Source organism: Flexivirga aerilata (genome assembly GCF_013002715.1).
GTDB lineage: Bacteria > Actinomycetota > Actinomycetes > Actinomycetales > Dermatophilaceae > Flexivirga > Flexivirga aerilata.
Genome location: NZ_JABENB010000002.1, coordinates 263,492 through 279,656, shown reverse-complemented (window position 1 = coordinate 279,656; position 16,165 = coordinate 263,492). Strand labels below are relative to the sequence as shown.

Sequence of the window (16,165 nt, the reverse complement as noted above, 5' to 3'; positions counted from 1 at the left end):
CAGTCTATGCAGGAGACGTCCAGGTCACTCGAAGTCCAGTCCCAGCACGGCGTTTTCGACGACCTCCATCAGCGCCGGGTGGATCCAGTACTGACCGCGGGCCATCTCCGGCGCCGGCAGGCCGAAGCTCATCGCCTGGATCACCGGCTGGATCAGCGAGCTCGCCTGCGGGCCCATCACGTGGGCGCCGACGATCTGCCGGGTCTTCCGGTCGGCGATCACCTTGAAGATGCTGGTGGTGTCCTCCATCGCCCAGCCGTATGCCGTGTCGCCGTACCGCTGCACCTTGACCGTCAGGTCGATGCCGGCCTCCCGCGCCTGGGCCTCGGTGAGGCCGACCGACGACACCTGCGGGTGGGTGAAGACCGCCGACGGCACGAACTCGTGGTTGAACTTCTGCAGGTCGTCCGGGTGCGCGAGGTTGTGCGCGACGACTCGCGCTTCGTGGTTGGCCACGTGCTTCAGCTGGTATGGCGATGTCGCGTCCCCGAGCGACCAGACCCCCGGCACCGTCGTGCGTCCGTAGTCGTCGACCTGCACCCGGCCGTCCGAATGCGTTGCGACGCCTGCCTTTTCGAGCCCGAGGCGTGCGGTGTTGGGCTCGCGTCCGGTCGCGACCAACAACATCTCGCCGGCCACCGTCTCTCCGCCGGCGAGCTCCAGCACGACCTCGCCGTCGCGCTCGCGCGCGCCGGTCAGCGTCGCGTCGAGATGCAGCTCCCACTGCTTGCCGGCGAGCTGGGTGAAGTCGCGGCTGATCTCCTCGTCCTCCGCGCGCAGCATCGCCGGGCCGCGCGTGACGATGCGGATGTCGACACCGAGCGCACCGAAGACGTGCGCGAACTCGGAGGCGATGAAGCCCCCGCCGAGGATGACGAGCGAGCGCGGCAGCCGGTCGATCCGCATGATCGTGTCGCTGGTGTGGAAGGGCACGCCGCTCTCGGCGACGACCGGCGGGATCACCGAGTGTGCTCCGGTGGCGATGACGATCTGGTCCGCGGTGACCTCCTGCGGCACCCCGTCGACGTCGATCGTGAGCGACGTCGGGCCGGTGAACGTCGCGTGGCCGAGGTACGCCGTGGTGTTGGGTCCGTTCACCCGGTAGTCCTTGCCGCCCTGCGCGATGGGATCGATCCGCCCGAACACGCGGTCGCGGATCTCCAGCCAGCGCACGTCGTCGAGGGTCGAGTCGATGCCGTAGCGGCCCGACCCGCGCACCGCGTCGGCGACGTCGGAGGCATAGACGAACATCTTGGTCGGGATGCACCCGACGTTGAGGCACGTTCCGCCGAAGGTGCCCTCCTCGATGACCGCGACCGACTTGTCGTCGAAGTCGGGGGTGACCAGTGAGTTTCCGGAGCCGGTGCCGATGACGGCGAGATCGTAATGCGTCACGACACCAGAGTAGGCCGTGTCACATCGCGAGACAAACGTCCATATTGTGGATGCCATCTCTCGGCGCCGGAACCCCGGGGCCACGCTGGGCCCCATGCCCGAACCCGCGACGGCACCCGTCGCAACACCACCCGACACACCGGCCGGGAGCGCACACTGGAAGCGCAATCTCGCCGTCTGCGTCGCCGGTTCGTTCAGCACGATCGTGGCGATGACGATGCTTATCCCCTACCTGCCGATCTTCGTCGAGCAGCTCGGTGTCGACGACCGCGGGTCGGTGGTGCGCTGGTCGGGGATCGCCTACAGCGCGACCTTCTTCACCGCCGCCCTCACGGCGCCCCTCTGGGGCGCGCTCGGCGATCGCTTCGGCCGCAAGTCGATGCTGATCCGCGCCAGCCTCGGCATGGCGATCGTGATGTCGTGCATCGGACTCGCCCAGAACGTCTGGCAGCTGGTCGGCCTGCGGCTGCTCGCGGGCCTGCTCGGCGGCTACTCGTCCGGATCGACGATCCTCGTCGCCGCCCAGACACCGAAGGAGCGCAGCGCCTGGGCGCTCGGCATACTCTCCGGCGGCGTGATGGCCGGCAACGTCGTCGGGCCGCTGTTCGGCGGCTTCGCACCCGAGCTCGTCGGCGTGCGCACCACCTTCCTGCTCTCCGGCGGACTGATCTTCCTGGCCTTCCTCGCGACGGTGTTGTTCCTGCACGAGGACCGCAAACCCGCGGGCCAGGGGCGAGTTCGGGTGGGACGTCCGTGGTCGCAACTCGACCGGCCGGGCGTCGTCCTCGTCCTCCTCGGGACCGCCAGCCTGGTGATGTTCGCGACGATGTCGGTCGAGCCGACGATCACCCTGTTGGTCGCGGAGCTGTCGGGTGGCAGGGATCATGCGTCGCTCGGCGCCGGCTTCATCATGGCCCTCGGCGCCCTCGGCAGCATCATCACCGCACCGCGCCTGGGCCGCCTCGCCGACCGTGTCGGACACCTGCAGGTGGTCATCGCCTGCCTCGTCGCGGCCGGCGCGCTCCTGCTCGCCCAGGGCGCCGCGCCCAACGTGCCGGTGCTCGCCGTCCTGCGCTTCCTCATGGGCGCCGCGCTCGGCGGTCTGCTGCCCGCGATCACCGCCGCCATCCGGCATCGGACCCCCGACCGGGTGGTCGGCCGGATCCTCGGATTCTCGGTCTCCGCGCAGTATGTCGGGCAGGTCACCGGACCGCTCATGGGCGGGTATGTCGGGGCGCACTTCGGGCTCCGGACGGTCTTCGTGGCCACCGCCGTCGTCCTCCTCACGGTGGCTGCGGTCGATGCGGCTGTTCACGGTTCGCATTCTGTGCCCAAATGACCGGCGCGCATCCACCCGGAGGCGGGCTCGATGAGGCACGCTCATCCCAATGCGCACCTTGACATTCGACCAGGCGCTGCGTCGCGCCATGGATGATCGTGGGTGCACCCTGCGCTCGCTGCATCAGCAACTCGCCGCCCGAGGGATTTCGATCGGCCTGTCGACCCTGAGCTACTGGCGCTCCGGCGACCGCCTGCCCGAGCGGCAACGCTCGCTCACCGCGATCTCGGCGATCGAGGAGGTGCTGGACCTGGCGCCCGGGACCTTGCTCGAAGCGCGCGGGCCCTCTCGCCGCGGCGGTCCGAGCAAAGCGGTCGGCTACCGCACGCTGGTGGACCGCGCATTGGACGACGGCATTGATCGGGTGCGCGCCGGACGGTCCACCGCGTTGCCGGACTCGCCGACCGAGCTCGAGCAGCGCAGCAGCCAGCAGATCGCCACCGTCGACGACCGCGGGCAGACGTGCCATGTCGCGGTCCGGGACATCTGGCGCGCTCGGCGCGATGGGGCGCGCATCTTCCCGATCTTCTACGCGGCCGAGAAAGCGATCGACGGTCCCCCCATCGTGCGCCCGGTCACCAATTTCGACCTCGGCGAGGTCGTGTTCGACGCGGAGCATGGAGTGTTGGCCGCGCAGGCGGTCATCCCACGTCCGCTGCGGCTGCACGAATCGATCCTGACCGAGTATGAAGTGCCCGAGCCCTGGACGGGCTCACCGGACCTGGTGTGGTCACTCCTCGCTCCGACCCGGATGGTCGAGTGCGTGGTGTCGGTGCGCTTCGACAACGCACTGCGCCCGGTGCGGTGCACCGAGTTCGTCACCGACGAGGCCGGTGTCGAACGCTCCTGGGAGGTGCCGCTGCACGACGGCGAACTGTTCGCTGCCCGCTGGGGGTTCGGCCCCGGATCATTCGGCTTCCGGTGGGAGTACGCATGACTTGCGTCATATGGAGTTCACATGTTCACTCTTTTCTGGACAGGTGGCACTCCGCACCCTTACCGTCCCCAACCGGATCAGTGGGGAAGGTATCAATATGCAAACCGGACGGCATTCGGCGACTTTCGCCTGCCCACCGACAGCGACCATCGGTCTCCAGGCACTGATTGCCGGTGCCCGTCCGGACCCGCTGCTCGCGACCCTGGCCGACCTGGCAGGCAGTTTCGCGCGGTCCATACCACCAGACCCGTTCTCCCTCGACGCGGTGACCTACAGCGGGATCTCCTCCACCCGGGCGCGCCTTCAGGCGGCCCGGCGCGACTACCGGGTCCGACTCAACCGCGCGCACGCCGCGATTGTCTATGTCGGCAGCAGCGAGCAGTCGGACACCACGGCGCTGACCGCCGCGCTCGAACTGCCACGCCGCCGGATCCCGAACCCGCTGGCCGACCTGCCCGTGGCGATCGTGTGCGTCTCCGAGGGCAGCGACCTGCCGGTGATCCACGCCCGGCAGCAGCTGCTCGACGCCGGCACCGAGCTCGTGGCCGCCGTGCGCTTCCAGCCGTCGCTGATCGCGGACGACCCGGCGCAGGACGAGATCGTGACCAGCGCGCTCGCCGACATCGTCATCGCGCTCGAGTCGGCCGCCGCCGTCAACTACGAGTGGGACACCTCGGTGTTCAGGGAGCCCCGGCACCTCGCGTCATGACCGTGCGTGCCACGTCGAGCGCCCGCACGACGTCCGCATAGGACGTGCTGAGCGGAGCAAGGCCGAGCCGGATGCCGTCCGGCGCACGGAAGTCGGGAATGACGCCACGCTGCCACAGCGCGGCGTTCACCTGCCGGAAGTCGCCTCTGCTGATCGTGACGTGCCCGCCGCGTCGCGCCGCGTCGCGTGGCGAACTCACCCGCACCCCGAGCGCATCCGGCCAGCTGTCGACGATGTCGATCGCGAGCGTGGTCAGCTCGATCGATTTGCACCGGATCGCGTCGATGCCGGCCCGCGCGACCAGCCCCACGCCGGCCCGCACCGGCACCATGCCCACGATCGGCGGCGTGCCGCTCACCAGCGAGCGAATGCCGGCGGCCGGCTGGTAACCCGGCCCCATCGTGAACGGGTCCGCCCGGCCCATCCAGCCCTGGATCGGCTGACGCACCTGATCCTGCAGGTCACGACAGATGTAGCCGAATGCCGGCGCACCCGGCCCGCCGCCGAGGAACTTGTAGGTGCAGCCGACCGCCAGGTCCACTCCCCACGCATCCAGCTCCACCGGCACCGCGCCGACGGAGTGGCACAGGTCGGCCAGGAACAAGGCACCGGCACCGTGCGAAACCGCCGCAATGGCAGGCAAGTCCGCGATCCAGCCGGATCGGTAGGCCACGTGCGAGAGCACGACCAGCGCCGTGCGGTCCCCCACCGCGGCAGCCACCTGCTCGGCATGCACCCCTTCACGCGGGTCGGCGTCGATCCACCGCAACGACATCCCGCACTCGCCCGCAATCCCTTCCAGCACATAGCGATCGGTCGGGAAGTTGTCGGTGTCCAGCACGATCTCGTCACGGCCGGGACGCGCCGTCAGCGCCGCACGGGCGAGCTTGTAGAGCAGCACCGTCGTGGAGTCGGCCACCACGGTCTGCCCGGCCGCGGCGCCCAGACAGGCAGCGGCGATCTCGTCACCGACCCGCTCGGGCCACTCCATCCACGGATCGGCCCCGTCGGTCCAGCTGCGGATCAGGTCGGTCCCCCACGCACCTCGCACCAGCTCCCCCAGCTCGGCTGCCGCCCGCCTCGTCGGCCGACCCAGCGAGTTGCCGTCCAGGTAGGCCACGAAACCCGGCTCGTCGACCGGCACGAACTCCTCGAGGTATGACGCCAGCGGATCCGCAGCGTCGAGTTCCGCTGCGCGCCGGGCGAATTCCCCGCTGTCCTGAGTCTGGCTCGTGTCCTCGGTCGCGCCTCTGCCCTCGTCAATCATCCCCTCGCCGCTCATCGTTCACCGCTCCGCTCCACCGAACCCGTCGCGATCACGCCACGCACGGCGTACAGCTCCGGGAAGAACGTCTGGTCCAGCGCTCTGCGCAGGAACGTCACCCCGGAGCTGCCACCGGTGCCCGGCGCCGTGCCGATGATGCGTTCCACGGTCTTCAGGTGCCGGAACCGCCACTGCTGGAAGTTGTCCTCCAGGTCGACCAGCTCCTCGCACGTCTCGTAGATGTCCCAGTGCGCCGCCGGATCGGCATACACCTGCCGGAAGACCTGCAGCACCTCGTCGTGCGGCGTGTAGGGCTGCGACCAGTCGCGATCGGTCACCTCCCGCGGCACGGCGAACCCGCGGCGGGCCAGCAGCTGGAGGAAGACGTCGTAGAGGCTCGGCTGGTCGAGCAACTCGGCGAGCACCGCACGCCACTCCGGCTCGCGGTCGAAGACCCGCACCATCTCGGCCTTCTTGTTCCCGAGCAGAAACTCCACCGCGCGGTACTGCACCGACTGGAAGCCCGACGAGGTGGCGAGGAACTCCCGGAACTGCGAGTACTCACTCGGGGTGAGCGTGGCCAGCACCGACCACTGGCCGGTCAGGGTCGCCTGGATGTGCTTGACCCGGGCCAGCCGCTTCAGCGCCGCCTGCAGCTCATCACGCTCGAAAAGCTCACGGGCCGAACGGAGTTCGTGCAGCACGAGCTTGAACCACAACTCGCTCGTCTGGTGCTGGATGATGAAGAGCAACTCGTCGTGCTGCGGCGGCTGGGCCAGCGGGTGCTGCGCCGAGAGCAGGGTCCGCAGGTCGAGGTAGTCCGCGTAGGACATGTCGCGGGAAGTGTCGTGGCTCACGCCCTGCACCGTACCCGGGTGCGTCTCACTCCCTGGACGTGCGGTCGCGCAGGTCGGCGATGTGCGGCGACACCGCGGGATCGACCCCCAGGCCGATCGCCAGATAAGTCGCGGCGAAGTCGACCAACGACACCAGCTCGGCAAGGCGCACCACCGGGTGGCCGGCCGAGGCGGTCGATTCGATCACCTTCACCCCCGCGGCACGCGCGGTCTGCAGCAGCGCCTCGGTGAGCGCCGCCGCCTCGTCACTCTCGGGCGTCGGCGGCGACGGCGGCACGTCGCGCAACATCATCAGCCCCAGCTTGGGTTGCGCCGGTGCGTCGAGGAAGGGATCGGCGAACAGGTCCGACGCCGCGCCCGAGCCGCCGCCGGCACCGCTTCCGCCGCCCGCGGTGAACGGCCCGTCGAAACAGGCCACCACCTGCGACGCCGCGTCGGGCAGCTCACCCCACGTCGCGGGGATGCGCGCGGTGCGCGCCAGCATCGACGATGCGCGCCGGGCCGCGACACCGGCGAGCGCATTGTCACCGAGCACGACGGGCACGGTCTCGGCGAGCTGGACCGCGATCAGCTTCGCCGGGTTGACGAAGGACTCCGACGACGGGCGGCAGGCGTCTGCCTGATCGTCCAATCGCGTTGCCAGCTGGGGAAATACGTCGGCCGGCACATCCGCCAGGCCGAGCACGTCCGCGGCCAGCAGCACAGGTGTCAGCAGCGACCACAACGAGGTGCGCGACGACGTGCGCCCGCGACCGACCCCGATGTGCACCCCTCGCGAGCGGTGGCTCACCTCGGCGAGCGGCGACTCGTCGGCACCGACGGTCAGCAACGCGGCACCCCGGCGGGCGGCCTCCCGGGCAAGCGCGACCGGCCCGTCGGCATTGCCCGAGAGCGAGACCGCGATGACCAGGTCCAGCGGCCCGACCCAGCCGGGCAGCGGCAGGTTGCGCCGCACGGTCACCGGCACCGGGGAGGACGGTTCGGCGAGCAACTCGAGCACGTCGGCCACGAGGGCGCTCCCACCGAGCGCTGCGACCACGACCGATCGCGGCCGCTCGCCATACGCGACCTTGTCGATGCCGCCCTCCTGCGACAGCGTCACCGCCTCGCGCACCTGCGCGCCCGCCGTGGCCAGCGCGCGCAGGCTGTCGCGCGAGTCGCGCCGAGCGAGCTCGTCCGGCTCGTCGATCCACGACTCGTCGAGGTAGGGCATGGGTCAGATGGTGAAGACGCGCGCTTCGTCGGCCAGCAGCACCGGCACCCCGGCGTCGATGCGGTAGGCCCGACGCTGTCCGGGGCCGCCGCAGTCGGCCGCGCAGTGCAACTCCGGGTCGCCGGAAGTCCCTGTCGCGTCGACGAGTTCGTGCAGGCCGACCGGGCAGCGCAGGATCTCACGCAGCCAGGGGTCGAGGGTGGTCGTGGTCATTCGGGTCATGCCTCCTGTCGGATCTGACGCAGCGCTTCGTCGCGCACGCGCTCCATCGTCGCACCATCGGCCGCCTCGACGTTGAGGCGCAGCAACGGTTCGGTGTTGCTGGCCCGCACGTTGAGCCACCACATGGGCGCCGCGTCGTGGGTGATCGTCAGACCGTCGAGCTGGTCGGCGCTGACGTCGCCCTGGCTCGTCGCCCAGGCGCGCACCCGCTCGGTCGCGGCCGGTGCATCGGTGACGGTCGAGTTGATCTCGCCGCTCGCGACATATCTGCTGTATGACGCCATCAGCTGCGACAGCGGCAGCTCCTGCTCGCCGAGCGCGGCCAGCACGTGCATGGCGGCGAGCATGCCGGTGTCGGCGAACCAGAAGTCGCGGAAGTAGTAGTGGGCCGAGTGCTCGCCGCCGAAAATGGCGTCATACGTTGCCATTTCGGCCTTGATGAAGGAGTGCCCGACGCGGGTGCGCACCGGCACACCGCCTGCCTCGGTGACGATCTCCGGCACCGCACGCGAGGAGATGAGGTTGTGCACGACGCTCGCCCCGGCACCGGCCTTGGCGATCTCCCGGGTCGCGACCAGCGCGGTCACCGCGGACGGGCTCACCGGCTCGCCACGCTCGTCGACCACGAAGCAGCGGTCGGCGTCGCCGTCGAAGGCAAGCCCGAGGTCGGCGCCGTGCTCGCGCACCGCAGCCTGCAGGTCGCGCAGGTTCTCCGGTTCGAGTGGGTTGGCCTCGTGGTTGGGGAAGGTGCCGTCGAGTTCGAAGTAGAGCGGCACCACCTTGAGCGGCAGCTCCGGCAGCCCCGCCGCGGTGCCGAGCACCGCCGGCACCGTGTGGCCGCCCATCCCGTTGCCGGCGTCGACGACGACCGTCAGCTGCCGGCCGCCGCTCAGGTCGACCAGCCCGCGCAGGAACGCGGCGTAGTCGGCGAGCATGTCGCGCTGGGTGATCGTGCCGGGTGTCGCGGCCGCCGCGGGCTCCGGCTCGCCGCCGTCGAGGCGCTGCTGGGCGAGCGTGGTGATCTCCGCCAGCCCCGACTCCTGGCTCACCGGTCGCGCACCCGCGCGGCACAGCTTGATCCCGTTGTACTGCGCGGGGTTGTGGCTGGCGGTGAACATCGCACCCGGCACGTCGAGCGCGCCGCTCGCGTAGTAGAGGCCGTCGGTGGAGCACAGGCCGATCTCGACCACGTCGATGCCACGCTGCGCCGCGCCGGACGCGAACGCCCGGGACAGCACCGGCGAACTCGGCCGCATGTCGTGGCCGACGATGATGCTCTTCGCGCCCTCGGGGATCGCCACGACGTCGGCGAACGCCGCCCCGATCTCCGCCGCCACGGACTCGTCGAGTTGCTCCGGGACCAGACCCCGGACGTCATACGCCTTGATGAATTCGGCAAGCCGGCGACTAGTCACAGTCGGGCAGCCTACCGGTGCGCCTCCAGCCCGGGCAGCACCGTCAGCACGGGCCGTCCGGTGGCTCGCTCGGGCTCCGGTCGCGGCGCCGGAGGCCGCCCCGCGGCACGCACCGCGTCGGCGAGCGCGAGCAGGTCGTCGGGCGTCGGCTCGGGCTCGGTGAGGTCGATCGCGAGGCGTACGACGTCCCACCCGCGGGGGGCGGTGAGGCGTGCGGTGTGCTCGGCGCACAGGTCGTAGGAGTGCGGCTCGGCATACGTGGCGAGCGGGCCGACGACGACGGTCTGGTCAGCGTGCACATAGGTGAGGGTCGCCACTGCCCCGCCGCTGCACGCTGTGCGGGAACACTGTCGTTTGACCCTCGGCGCCGTCACGAGGGGAGACTCTAACGCCCGACGACGCGCCCGCCGCCCAGGCACGCCGTAGCCGCGGACATGACTGTGGTTAAAGTCGTTCCGTGAGGTTCGCATGAGGTCCGACCGGCACGGACGCGGCGTGCGCGGGCCGTTGGCCTGGCCGCCGGTGCCCGCCATGCAGAGCCGCTCGGCCCAGTTCGACGACGTCGTGCTCGACGCGGTCGAGACCCTGGAGCGCCGGCTGCGTCGTCAGCTCGCCGACATCGAGTTCGCCGTCGAGGACGTGCCGTCCACCGATCCCGCGCCGTGGGAGGCACAACTGGCGCTGGGCCGCAGCTTCCCGGCCGAGCGCGGCCGCCCCGCACGCGTGGTGCTCTACCGGCGGCCGATCGAGTCCCGGGCGGTGACCGAGACCGAGCTCGGCGACCTGGTCGAGGACGTCCTGGCCGAACAGGTCGCGCACGTCATCGGCATCCATCCCGACGATCTGGAGGACTGACCAGCATGACCGACGCCGCCCTGCCGCCGCCGCTGATCCCGGGCATGCCGGGCCTCGGCCGCCAACCGGTGCTGGTGACCGGCGGCACGGGCACGATCGGCTCACAGGTCGTCGTGGAGTTGCTGGAGTCGCAGATCCCGGCCCGGGTGCTGACCCGCCTGGCCCGGCCCGGAGCGGCACCCGGCGCGCAACTGGTCGAGGGCGACCTGCTGGGCGGCGCCGGCCTCGAGGAGGCGCTCACCGGGGTGCAGGCGGTGATCCACTGTGCATCCGACGCGAAACAGGGCCGCGCGGTCGACGTCGAGGGCACCGGACGACTCACCGAGGCCATGGCGCAGGTCGCACCCGACGCGCGGTTGGTGCACGTGTCGATCGTGGGCTGCTGGGACAACCCGCTGCCCTACTACCGGGTCAAGGCGGAGTCGGAGACGGTGGTCACCGCGTCGGGCCGTCCGCACGTCATCGTGCGGGCGACCCAGGTGCACGAACTCGTCGAACGCATCGTCGGAGCTCATCTCGGCCGGCTCAGCATCGGCCTGCGTGGGCTGCGCTTCGCGCCCTGTGACTCCCGTTGGCTGGCAACGGAATTGGTCGATGCGGCGTTCGAGGAGCAGGTGCCGGCGGAGCCGCCGGAACTCGCCGGGCCGGAGGTGCTGAGCGCGCGCGAGCTGGCCGTGCTGACCGCCCACGTGCAGGGCCGCGGCACCCCCCGGCAGGTGCGTCTGCCGCGCGTCGGTGGCATCCTGCGCGGTCTCGCCGAGGGCAGCAATCTGCCCGGCCCTCAGGCGCGACGCGGCGGCCGCACCTACGCGCAGTGGCTGGCCGACCAACGGCGCTAGAGACCAGCGCCGGTTTTCCGGTCAGTCCAGCGTCAGCCGCAGTGTCGTCCCGAGGTCAGTCTTGGTGTCAGTCGCAGTGTCAGCCCGGGGTCAGTCGCGCGCCGGGACCATCGACACCGAGGTGCCGGAGGTCGACACCGGCTGCAGCGGCATCGTCGCGAGCAGAGCGCCCTTGGCATCCTTGCCCCTCACCGTCACCGCGGCGTGCACCGCCGCCGTGCCGGCCGGCCGCACCCAGACCGCGCGCACATCGCTCGGCAGCTGCTGCTCGAGCGGCCGGTCTGCCCGCAGTGCCACGCGGGAGGTGTGACTGCCGCCGGCGGTGACGGTCTGGACATCGACGGTCACACCCTTCGGTGCGACGAGCATGAGCGCGGACCGCGCGCCCGGGACCGCCGTCGGCAACGCGCCACCGGTCAAGCCGGCGACGGCGTCTGCGGCGGGCGCCCAGGCGATGTCGGTCGTCCCGGTGGGTCCCGTGCGGCTGAGCGCGGCGGCCGCCACCGGCACGTCGGCGGTCACCCGCAGTGCGTAGGTGCCGGCGGCCAGCCCGCTCAGGGTCACCGCGCCGGCACTGCCGGCGGGGACGGTCTGCACCGTGTCGGCGGCCACGGCTCCGGAGGTGCTGACCGCCTGCACCCGGACGATCGCGTCCTCGGACCCCGGCACCGCGACGCGCACCTGCGGCGCGGCGGTGGAGGCCGAAACTCCTGGGATCACAAGGCTTTTCGCGGGCCGTGTGGCGGGCCCGGCGGTCGCCTCGCCGACCGCAGTCTCGCCCGACATCCACGCGTCGGTGAGCGCGGCGACCACTCCGCCACCGGTCGCGGTCACATGTATGGCGGCACTCGCGAGCGCCGGGCCGAACGCCCCCAGCACCAGCACCTTCCGCTCCCCCGGCGCCAGCACGGTGCCCTTCACGGACTTGCCGGCGTCGACGCCGGATGCACCGAGCACCGCGGCGTCGACCGTGACCGGCGTGGCACCCGGGTTGGCCACGACGAGCCGGGCGACCCGGCCCTTGTCGGTGCCGCCGCCGAAGAGCCAGCCGTCGCGCACCGGCGCGCCGCACGCGGCCAGCGTGAGTCCACGGCCGGAGGAGTCGTCGGTCAGACCGGCCTGGCTGCCGGCGAGACCCGGGGCGAGTCCGCCGCGGGCCTGCAGCGTGGGAGCGACTGCACCGCTCACCGTCGCCGACCCCACTCCCCCACGTCGTATGGCGACATCGGTCGTCCTCCCACCGGCACCGGTGAGGGTCACGGTGCCCCCGGACGACGCGCCGCCGGATCCCGTCCCGCCGAGCAGTGCGGCCGGTGCGGACGCGGCCAGCACGGTCACCGACTGGCCCTGGCCGCCACTGCCGGCGGCCCCGGCCCGGTCCGGGCCGGGGCACGAGAGGCTGACCTGCCGCAGCGCGCTCGACGTCGCGTCGTCGCGGAGTTGCCGCGCGTCGGACCGGCGGGTGGTGTCGACGGTGCCGGTGGCCTGACCGGCACCCCAGACCATCCCCGCGCCGACGGCGACGGCGACCACCGCGCGAGCGATCCCGGTGGCGTTCATGCGGCGCTCCTGCGGGACCGGCGGTTGCCGAACGGCACGGCGAGGAAGATCAGTGCGGCGGCGAGCGCGCCCTGCGCCAGGTTGACGGTGTCGTGCGCGAGGCCGGGGTCGACCACGAGCCGGCCGCCGGCGGCCGGCATCGGGTAGCGCAGCAGTCCGTCGGCCACCACCGGCTCGATCCGCGTGCCGTCGACGGTGACCCGGCCGTGGGTCTGCCAGCCCGCACCCTCGGCGATCACCAGCGAGCGGCCGTCCGGGCCGGCCGGCACCCGGGTGATCGACCGCGCGTGCGCGACGGTGGAGGGCAGGGCGCCGACTGCGCGGCCACCCTGCTCGAGCCAGAGCCGGCTGCTCGGGGCGGCACCGTCGACCCGCCAGATCGACTGTTTCGCCGCCGCCGACAGCTGGGTGAGCCCGGCGACCTGCTGCAGTGCGTCGGAGACTCCGGCTCGGTCTCCGGGGCCGTCGACCACGACGAAACCGACTGCCAGGTCTCGCAATCCGCGGGCCGCGTCGGCGCCCGCACCCGGTTGCACCAGACCGGCGACGACGCCGGCGGTGGGAGCGCCCCCGCTAAGTGGCGCCTGGCGCAGCGACGCCGCGGGCGCCCCGGTCTCCCGTCCGTCCAGCCGGTAGGTCAGCACCCCGGAGTCACCGACGGTCAGCCGCAGCACGCGCACGGCGGCGGGGCCGCCGACCTGCTCGGCGATCACGCTGGGCGGCCCCGCGGGCGCGGCCCGCAGCGACGGCGTCGGCTGTGCCTTCCAGCCCACGAGCGCGGCGACCGCGACGAAGACGACGCAGGCGAGAGCGGTGAGGATCTCGAGCGGCCGGCGGATCGCTGCGGGCGCCGGTCCGCGGCGTTCGGCGAGCACTCCGCGCACCCCGAGCAGCGCGGCGCCGAGCAGCGCCGCGGCGAGCACGTCGAGGCCGAACCCGGCCCACGGGGTGCGCGGGCCGTCCGCCCACTGCACCAGGTCCAGGTGCCCCGCGGCCAGGCCCGCCCCGAGGCCAAGCAGCCCGACGAGCGCGAGACCGGAAGATGCCTTGCCGAAGCCGGTGCGCAGCAGGCCGGCCACGCCGAGCACCAGCACCGGCAGGGACGCCAGCACGGCATACGAGCCCGGTCCGCCGGGGTGCAGCAGCGCGAGCTGCCAGGCGGGCAGGTCGCGCGGCACGTCGAGCCCGCCCGGGCCGGCGAGCACGGCCCGCCAGTCGCTGAAGAGTGCACGGGTCCACCAGCCGAGCAACAGCCACGGCACCACCGCGACGACCGCGCCGCGCAGCCGTGCCCAGCCGGGTCCGAGCAGCACCGAGGGCAGCGCCACGAGCGAGACGACGATCAGCAGCGGCGGCGCGAACGCGCCGACCAGCGCCGCGGCGAGCACGGTGCCGCAGGTGACCGGTGTGCTGGCGCGGCGACGGCCGATCTCGAAGGCACCGGCCAGTGCGAAGGGGAAGACGATGTGGCCGACGACCGCGCCGATGCGGCCGGCGGCGACCGCGGTGGTGAGGGTCGGCAGGGTCGCCCAGGCGAGGGCGGCGGCGGCACGCGGCCAGCGCGCGTGGGTGGCGACGCGGCCGGCGCGGTAGGCGACGAGCCCGGAGAGCGGCATCGCCAGCACGAGCAGCCAGGCGACGACCGCGGCGGCCGAGGCGGAGCCGTGCACCCCGGGCAGTTGCTGGACCAGCCAGGCAAGCGGCGCCAGCACCACGAGGTATGGCGTGGGCGTCGCCGCCTCGCCGAGCCCGCTGCCGGTCCACGAGTCGCGCCACATCCGCCAGACGCCGGCGGCGTCGGTCGCGAAGGGCTGGAGCGCTCCGCCGGCCAGGCCGTTGCCGGTGCCGCGGACCGCCCCGCCGGTGATCAGGTCGCGCCAGCAGAAGCCGGCGACGACGAGCAGCACCAGCACGAGGGGGACGCCGGGGTTGCGCAGCACGCCTCCGGCGCGCGTGGAGGCGGGCATCGCCTCGGCCTCGTCGGGCACCGGACCGGTCTCGGTCGACCCGGGCGTGGCGATGTCGCGCCGCGTCGGCTCGATGGCGACCGCGTCACCGATGGAGTCGAGGGCGTGGCCGACCGCGCCGGTCCACGGCACGAAGACGCCGCGCAGGTTGCGCCGCCGCGTGGTGGCCCGTCCGACGAAGCGCCAGCGGGCGCCGAGGATGCGGGCGATGCCGAACGGCGCTGTGGCCTGGGCAAATTCGGCGAGCGACCGGCGCGGCCTCTTGAGCAGGAGCATGACGACGCCGAGCGCAGTGCAGCTCAGCAGGATCCAGAGCGCCATCACCGGCAGGGTGAGCAGCGAGCACCGGGCGAGGGCCACCTGCCGGTGCCGGCGCAGCGTGCGCGGGCTGCGGGGTGCGGGCCGGTCGACGTCGCTGTCCTTGCCGCCGAGGTCCTGGCGCACCCGAGCGGCGGGAACGACGACGACCTGCCGGCCGATGAGGTGTGTCCGCCAGGCCAGGTCCAGACCGTCACCGTCTCCGTCGAATGCCGGGTCGAAGCCGCCGAGCACGAGGTAGACGTCGCGCCGCACGAGCATCCCGGCGCTGCTCACGCCGAGCACGTCGCGCCGGTCGTCGTGCTGACCCTGGTCGGGCTCGCCCTGCATCCGGGAGCCGACGTGGCGTCCGGTCCGGGTCAGGTCCAGCCCGACGTTGACCAGCCGGCGCGGGTCGTCGCTGTCGAGCACCTTGCAGCCGGCGATGCCGATGCGGTCGCTGCGGGAGGCGACCGCGAGCAGCCGCTCAAGGGCGTCGGGCGCGGGTGCGGTGTCCTCGTGCAGCAGCCAGAGCCACTCGTCCCGGTCGCGCGGGCGCACCGGCCGTTTGCGGGCCCGCCGCCGCGAGCGCAGCGCGACCACGACGTCCTCGCCGGGGTCGGGCAGCGCGGTCACCGCGGTGTCGACGATCTCGGCGAACGGCGTGCCGCTCGGCACGGTCACCACCGACATCGTGGGGTATGCCGCGCCGAGTTCCTCGTGGTCGGCGAGCCGCTCGGGGATGTCCCGGCCGGGCGTCGCGTCCACGATCACCAGGCGGTCGGGGGCGCGCGTCGACGCGGCGAGCGCCTGCAGGGTGTCGGTCAGATGGGGGTGGTCGGCGTGCTGCACGACCAGCAGTGCGGTGACGGCGAGCGCAGTGTCGACGTCGTCATCGGTCGCCGACAACCCGGCACGGTCCAGCTCGGCTGAGTACCGGGTGAGCCGGGCTTGGGTCGTGGTCAGACCGCCCGCTTCTTCAACTTGCGACGCTCTCGCTCGGACAGGCCGCCCCAGATGCCGAAGCGCTCGTCGTTCGCGAGGGCGTACTCGAGGCACTCGGCCTTGACCTCACACCCGACGCAGACCTTCTTGGCCTCGCGGGTGGATCCGCCCTTCTCGGGGAAGAAAGCCTCGGGGTCGGTCTGCGCGCACAGCGCGCGCTCCTGCCACGAGAGCTCCGTCAACTCCTCGTCTGCTTCGAGCCCTTCGTGCAAGGTCAAAAGAGTGAACTCCTGCACGGCTCCTCCTGAAAAGTCCTGCTGACGTTGACGGGCCTAATTACACGCGTGTCAT

At 72.1% G+C, this 16,165-nt stretch carries 15 protein-coding genes; 5 read left to right on the top strand and 10 right to left on the bottom strand.

Translation table 11 applies throughout. From position 1 onward, the window contains the following. Positions 1 to 24 precede the first annotated feature (24 nt). Positions 25 to 1,395, bottom strand: coding sequence for a mycothione reductase (locus tag HJ588_RS13155; RefSeq protein ID WP_171156290.1), 1,371 nt, complete (start codon positions 1,393 to 1,395; stop codon positions 25 to 27). A 94-nt stretch (positions 1,396 to 1,489) separates the two neighbouring features. Here HJ588_RS13155 and HJ588_RS13150 point away from each other — a divergent pair, with 94 nt between their 5' ends. The 3 genes from HJ588_RS13150 (at position 1,490) to HJ588_RS13140 (ending at position 4,380) form a co-directional block, all read left to right on the top strand. After that, entirely contained in the window at positions 1,490 to 2,734 is a 1,245-nt protein-coding gene (locus HJ588_RS13150) for an MFS transporter (RefSeq protein WP_171156289.1), read from the top strand. A 49-nt stretch (positions 2,735 to 2,783) separates the two neighbouring features. After that, complete coding sequence (locus HJ588_RS13145; RefSeq protein WP_171156288.1) at positions 2,784 to 3,671, top strand: helix-turn-helix domain-containing protein; 888 nt, start codon at positions 2,784 to 2,786, stop codon at positions 3,669 to 3,671. A 97-nt stretch (positions 3,672 to 3,768) separates the two neighbouring features. Beyond that, positions 3,769 to 4,380, top strand: coding sequence for a hypothetical protein (locus HJ588_RS13140; RefSeq protein ID WP_171156287.1), 612 nt, complete (start codon positions 3,769 to 3,771; stop codon positions 4,378 to 4,380). Here the strand turns inward: HJ588_RS13140 and HJ588_RS13135 are convergent. The 6 genes from HJ588_RS13135 to HJ588_RS19510 are packed head-to-tail and all read right to left on the bottom strand — an operon-like array spanning position 4,352 to position 9,725. Next, complete coding sequence (locus tag HJ588_RS13135; protein ID WP_171156286.1) at positions 4,352 to 5,647, bottom strand: kynureninase; 1,296 nt, start codon at positions 5,645 to 5,647, stop codon at positions 4,352 to 4,354. The two genes, HJ588_RS13140 and HJ588_RS13135, sit on opposite strands and share 29 nt — an antisense overlap. Positions 5,648 to 5,658: 11 nt before the next feature. Continuing rightward, the gene (gene kynA, locus HJ588_RS13130) at positions 5,659 to 6,501 is read right to left on the bottom strand and encodes a tryptophan 2,3-dioxygenase (RefSeq protein ID WP_343036718.1); all 843 of its coding nucleotides are present in this window, start codon (positions 6,499 to 6,501) and stop codon (positions 5,659 to 5,661) included. A 25-nt stretch (positions 6,502 to 6,526) separates the two neighbouring features. Further along, positions 6,527 to 7,714: an SIS domain-containing protein gene (locus tag HJ588_RS13125; protein ID WP_171156285.1), complete on the bottom strand. Its 1,188-nt coding sequence runs from the start codon at positions 7,712 to 7,714 to the stop codon at positions 6,527 to 6,529. Between the two features lie 3 nt (positions 7,715 to 7,717). Next, positions 7,718 to 7,927 (bottom strand): Trm112 family protein, encoded by a 210-nt coding sequence (locus HJ588_RS13120; RefSeq protein WP_171156284.1) that lies wholly within the window; start codon positions 7,925 to 7,927, stop codon positions 7,718 to 7,720. 5 nt (positions 7,928 to 7,932) lie between these two features. Continuing rightward, a complete protein-coding gene (locus tag HJ588_RS13115) occupies positions 7,933 to 9,351 on the bottom strand; it encodes a phosphomannomutase/phosphoglucomutase (RefSeq protein ID WP_171156282.1) in 1,419 nt (472 codons plus the stop codon). 11 nt (positions 9,352 to 9,362) lie between these two features. Next, on the bottom strand, positions 9,363 to 9,725 hold the full coding sequence (locus tag HJ588_RS19510) for a DUF3499 domain-containing protein (protein ID WP_343036717.1): 363 nt from the start codon (positions 9,723 to 9,725) through the stop codon (positions 9,363 to 9,365). Between the two features lie 94 nt (positions 9,726 to 9,819). Between HJ588_RS19510 and HJ588_RS13105 the strand changes: the two genes are divergently transcribed. Both HJ588_RS13105 and HJ588_RS13100 read left to right on the top strand, forming a co-directional pair. Continuing rightward, complete coding sequence (locus tag HJ588_RS13105) at positions 9,820 to 10,206, top strand: metallopeptidase family protein (protein ID WP_171156277.1); 387 nt, start codon at positions 9,820 to 9,822, stop codon at positions 10,204 to 10,206. A gap of 5 nt (positions 10,207 to 10,211) precedes the next feature. Next, positions 10,212 to 11,045: an SDR family oxidoreductase gene (locus HJ588_RS13100; RefSeq protein WP_171156275.1), complete on the top strand. Its 834-nt coding sequence runs from the start codon at positions 10,212 to 10,214 to the stop codon at positions 11,043 to 11,045. 90 nt (positions 11,046 to 11,135) lie between these two features. On the opposite strand, the gene HJ588_RS13095 is transcribed toward HJ588_RS13100, so the two are convergent. Genes HJ588_RS13095 through HJ588_RS13085 form a run of 3 tightly spaced genes read right to left on the bottom strand, consistent with a single transcriptional unit; the run spans position 11,136 to position 16,092 of the window. Then, positions 11,136 to 12,605, bottom strand: coding sequence for a DUF5719 family protein (locus tag HJ588_RS13095; protein WP_171156273.1), 1,470 nt, complete (start codon positions 12,603 to 12,605; stop codon positions 11,136 to 11,138). Then, positions 12,602 to 15,778 carry a glycosyltransferase gene (locus HJ588_RS13090; RefSeq protein WP_171156271.1) on the bottom strand — a complete coding sequence of 1,059 codons (3,177 nt, stop codon included), beginning with the start codon at positions 15,776 to 15,778 and terminating at the stop codon, positions 12,602 to 12,604. The genes HJ588_RS13095 and HJ588_RS13090 overlap by 4 nt, the downstream gene beginning before the upstream one ends. Positions 15,779 to 15,831: 53 nt before the next feature. After that, positions 15,832 to 16,092 carry a WhiB family transcriptional regulator gene (locus tag HJ588_RS13085; protein WP_171157204.1) on the bottom strand — a complete coding sequence of 87 codons (261 nt, stop codon included), beginning with the start codon at positions 16,090 to 16,092 and terminating at the stop codon, positions 15,832 to 15,834. Positions 16,093 to 16,165: the final 73 nt, after the last annotated feature.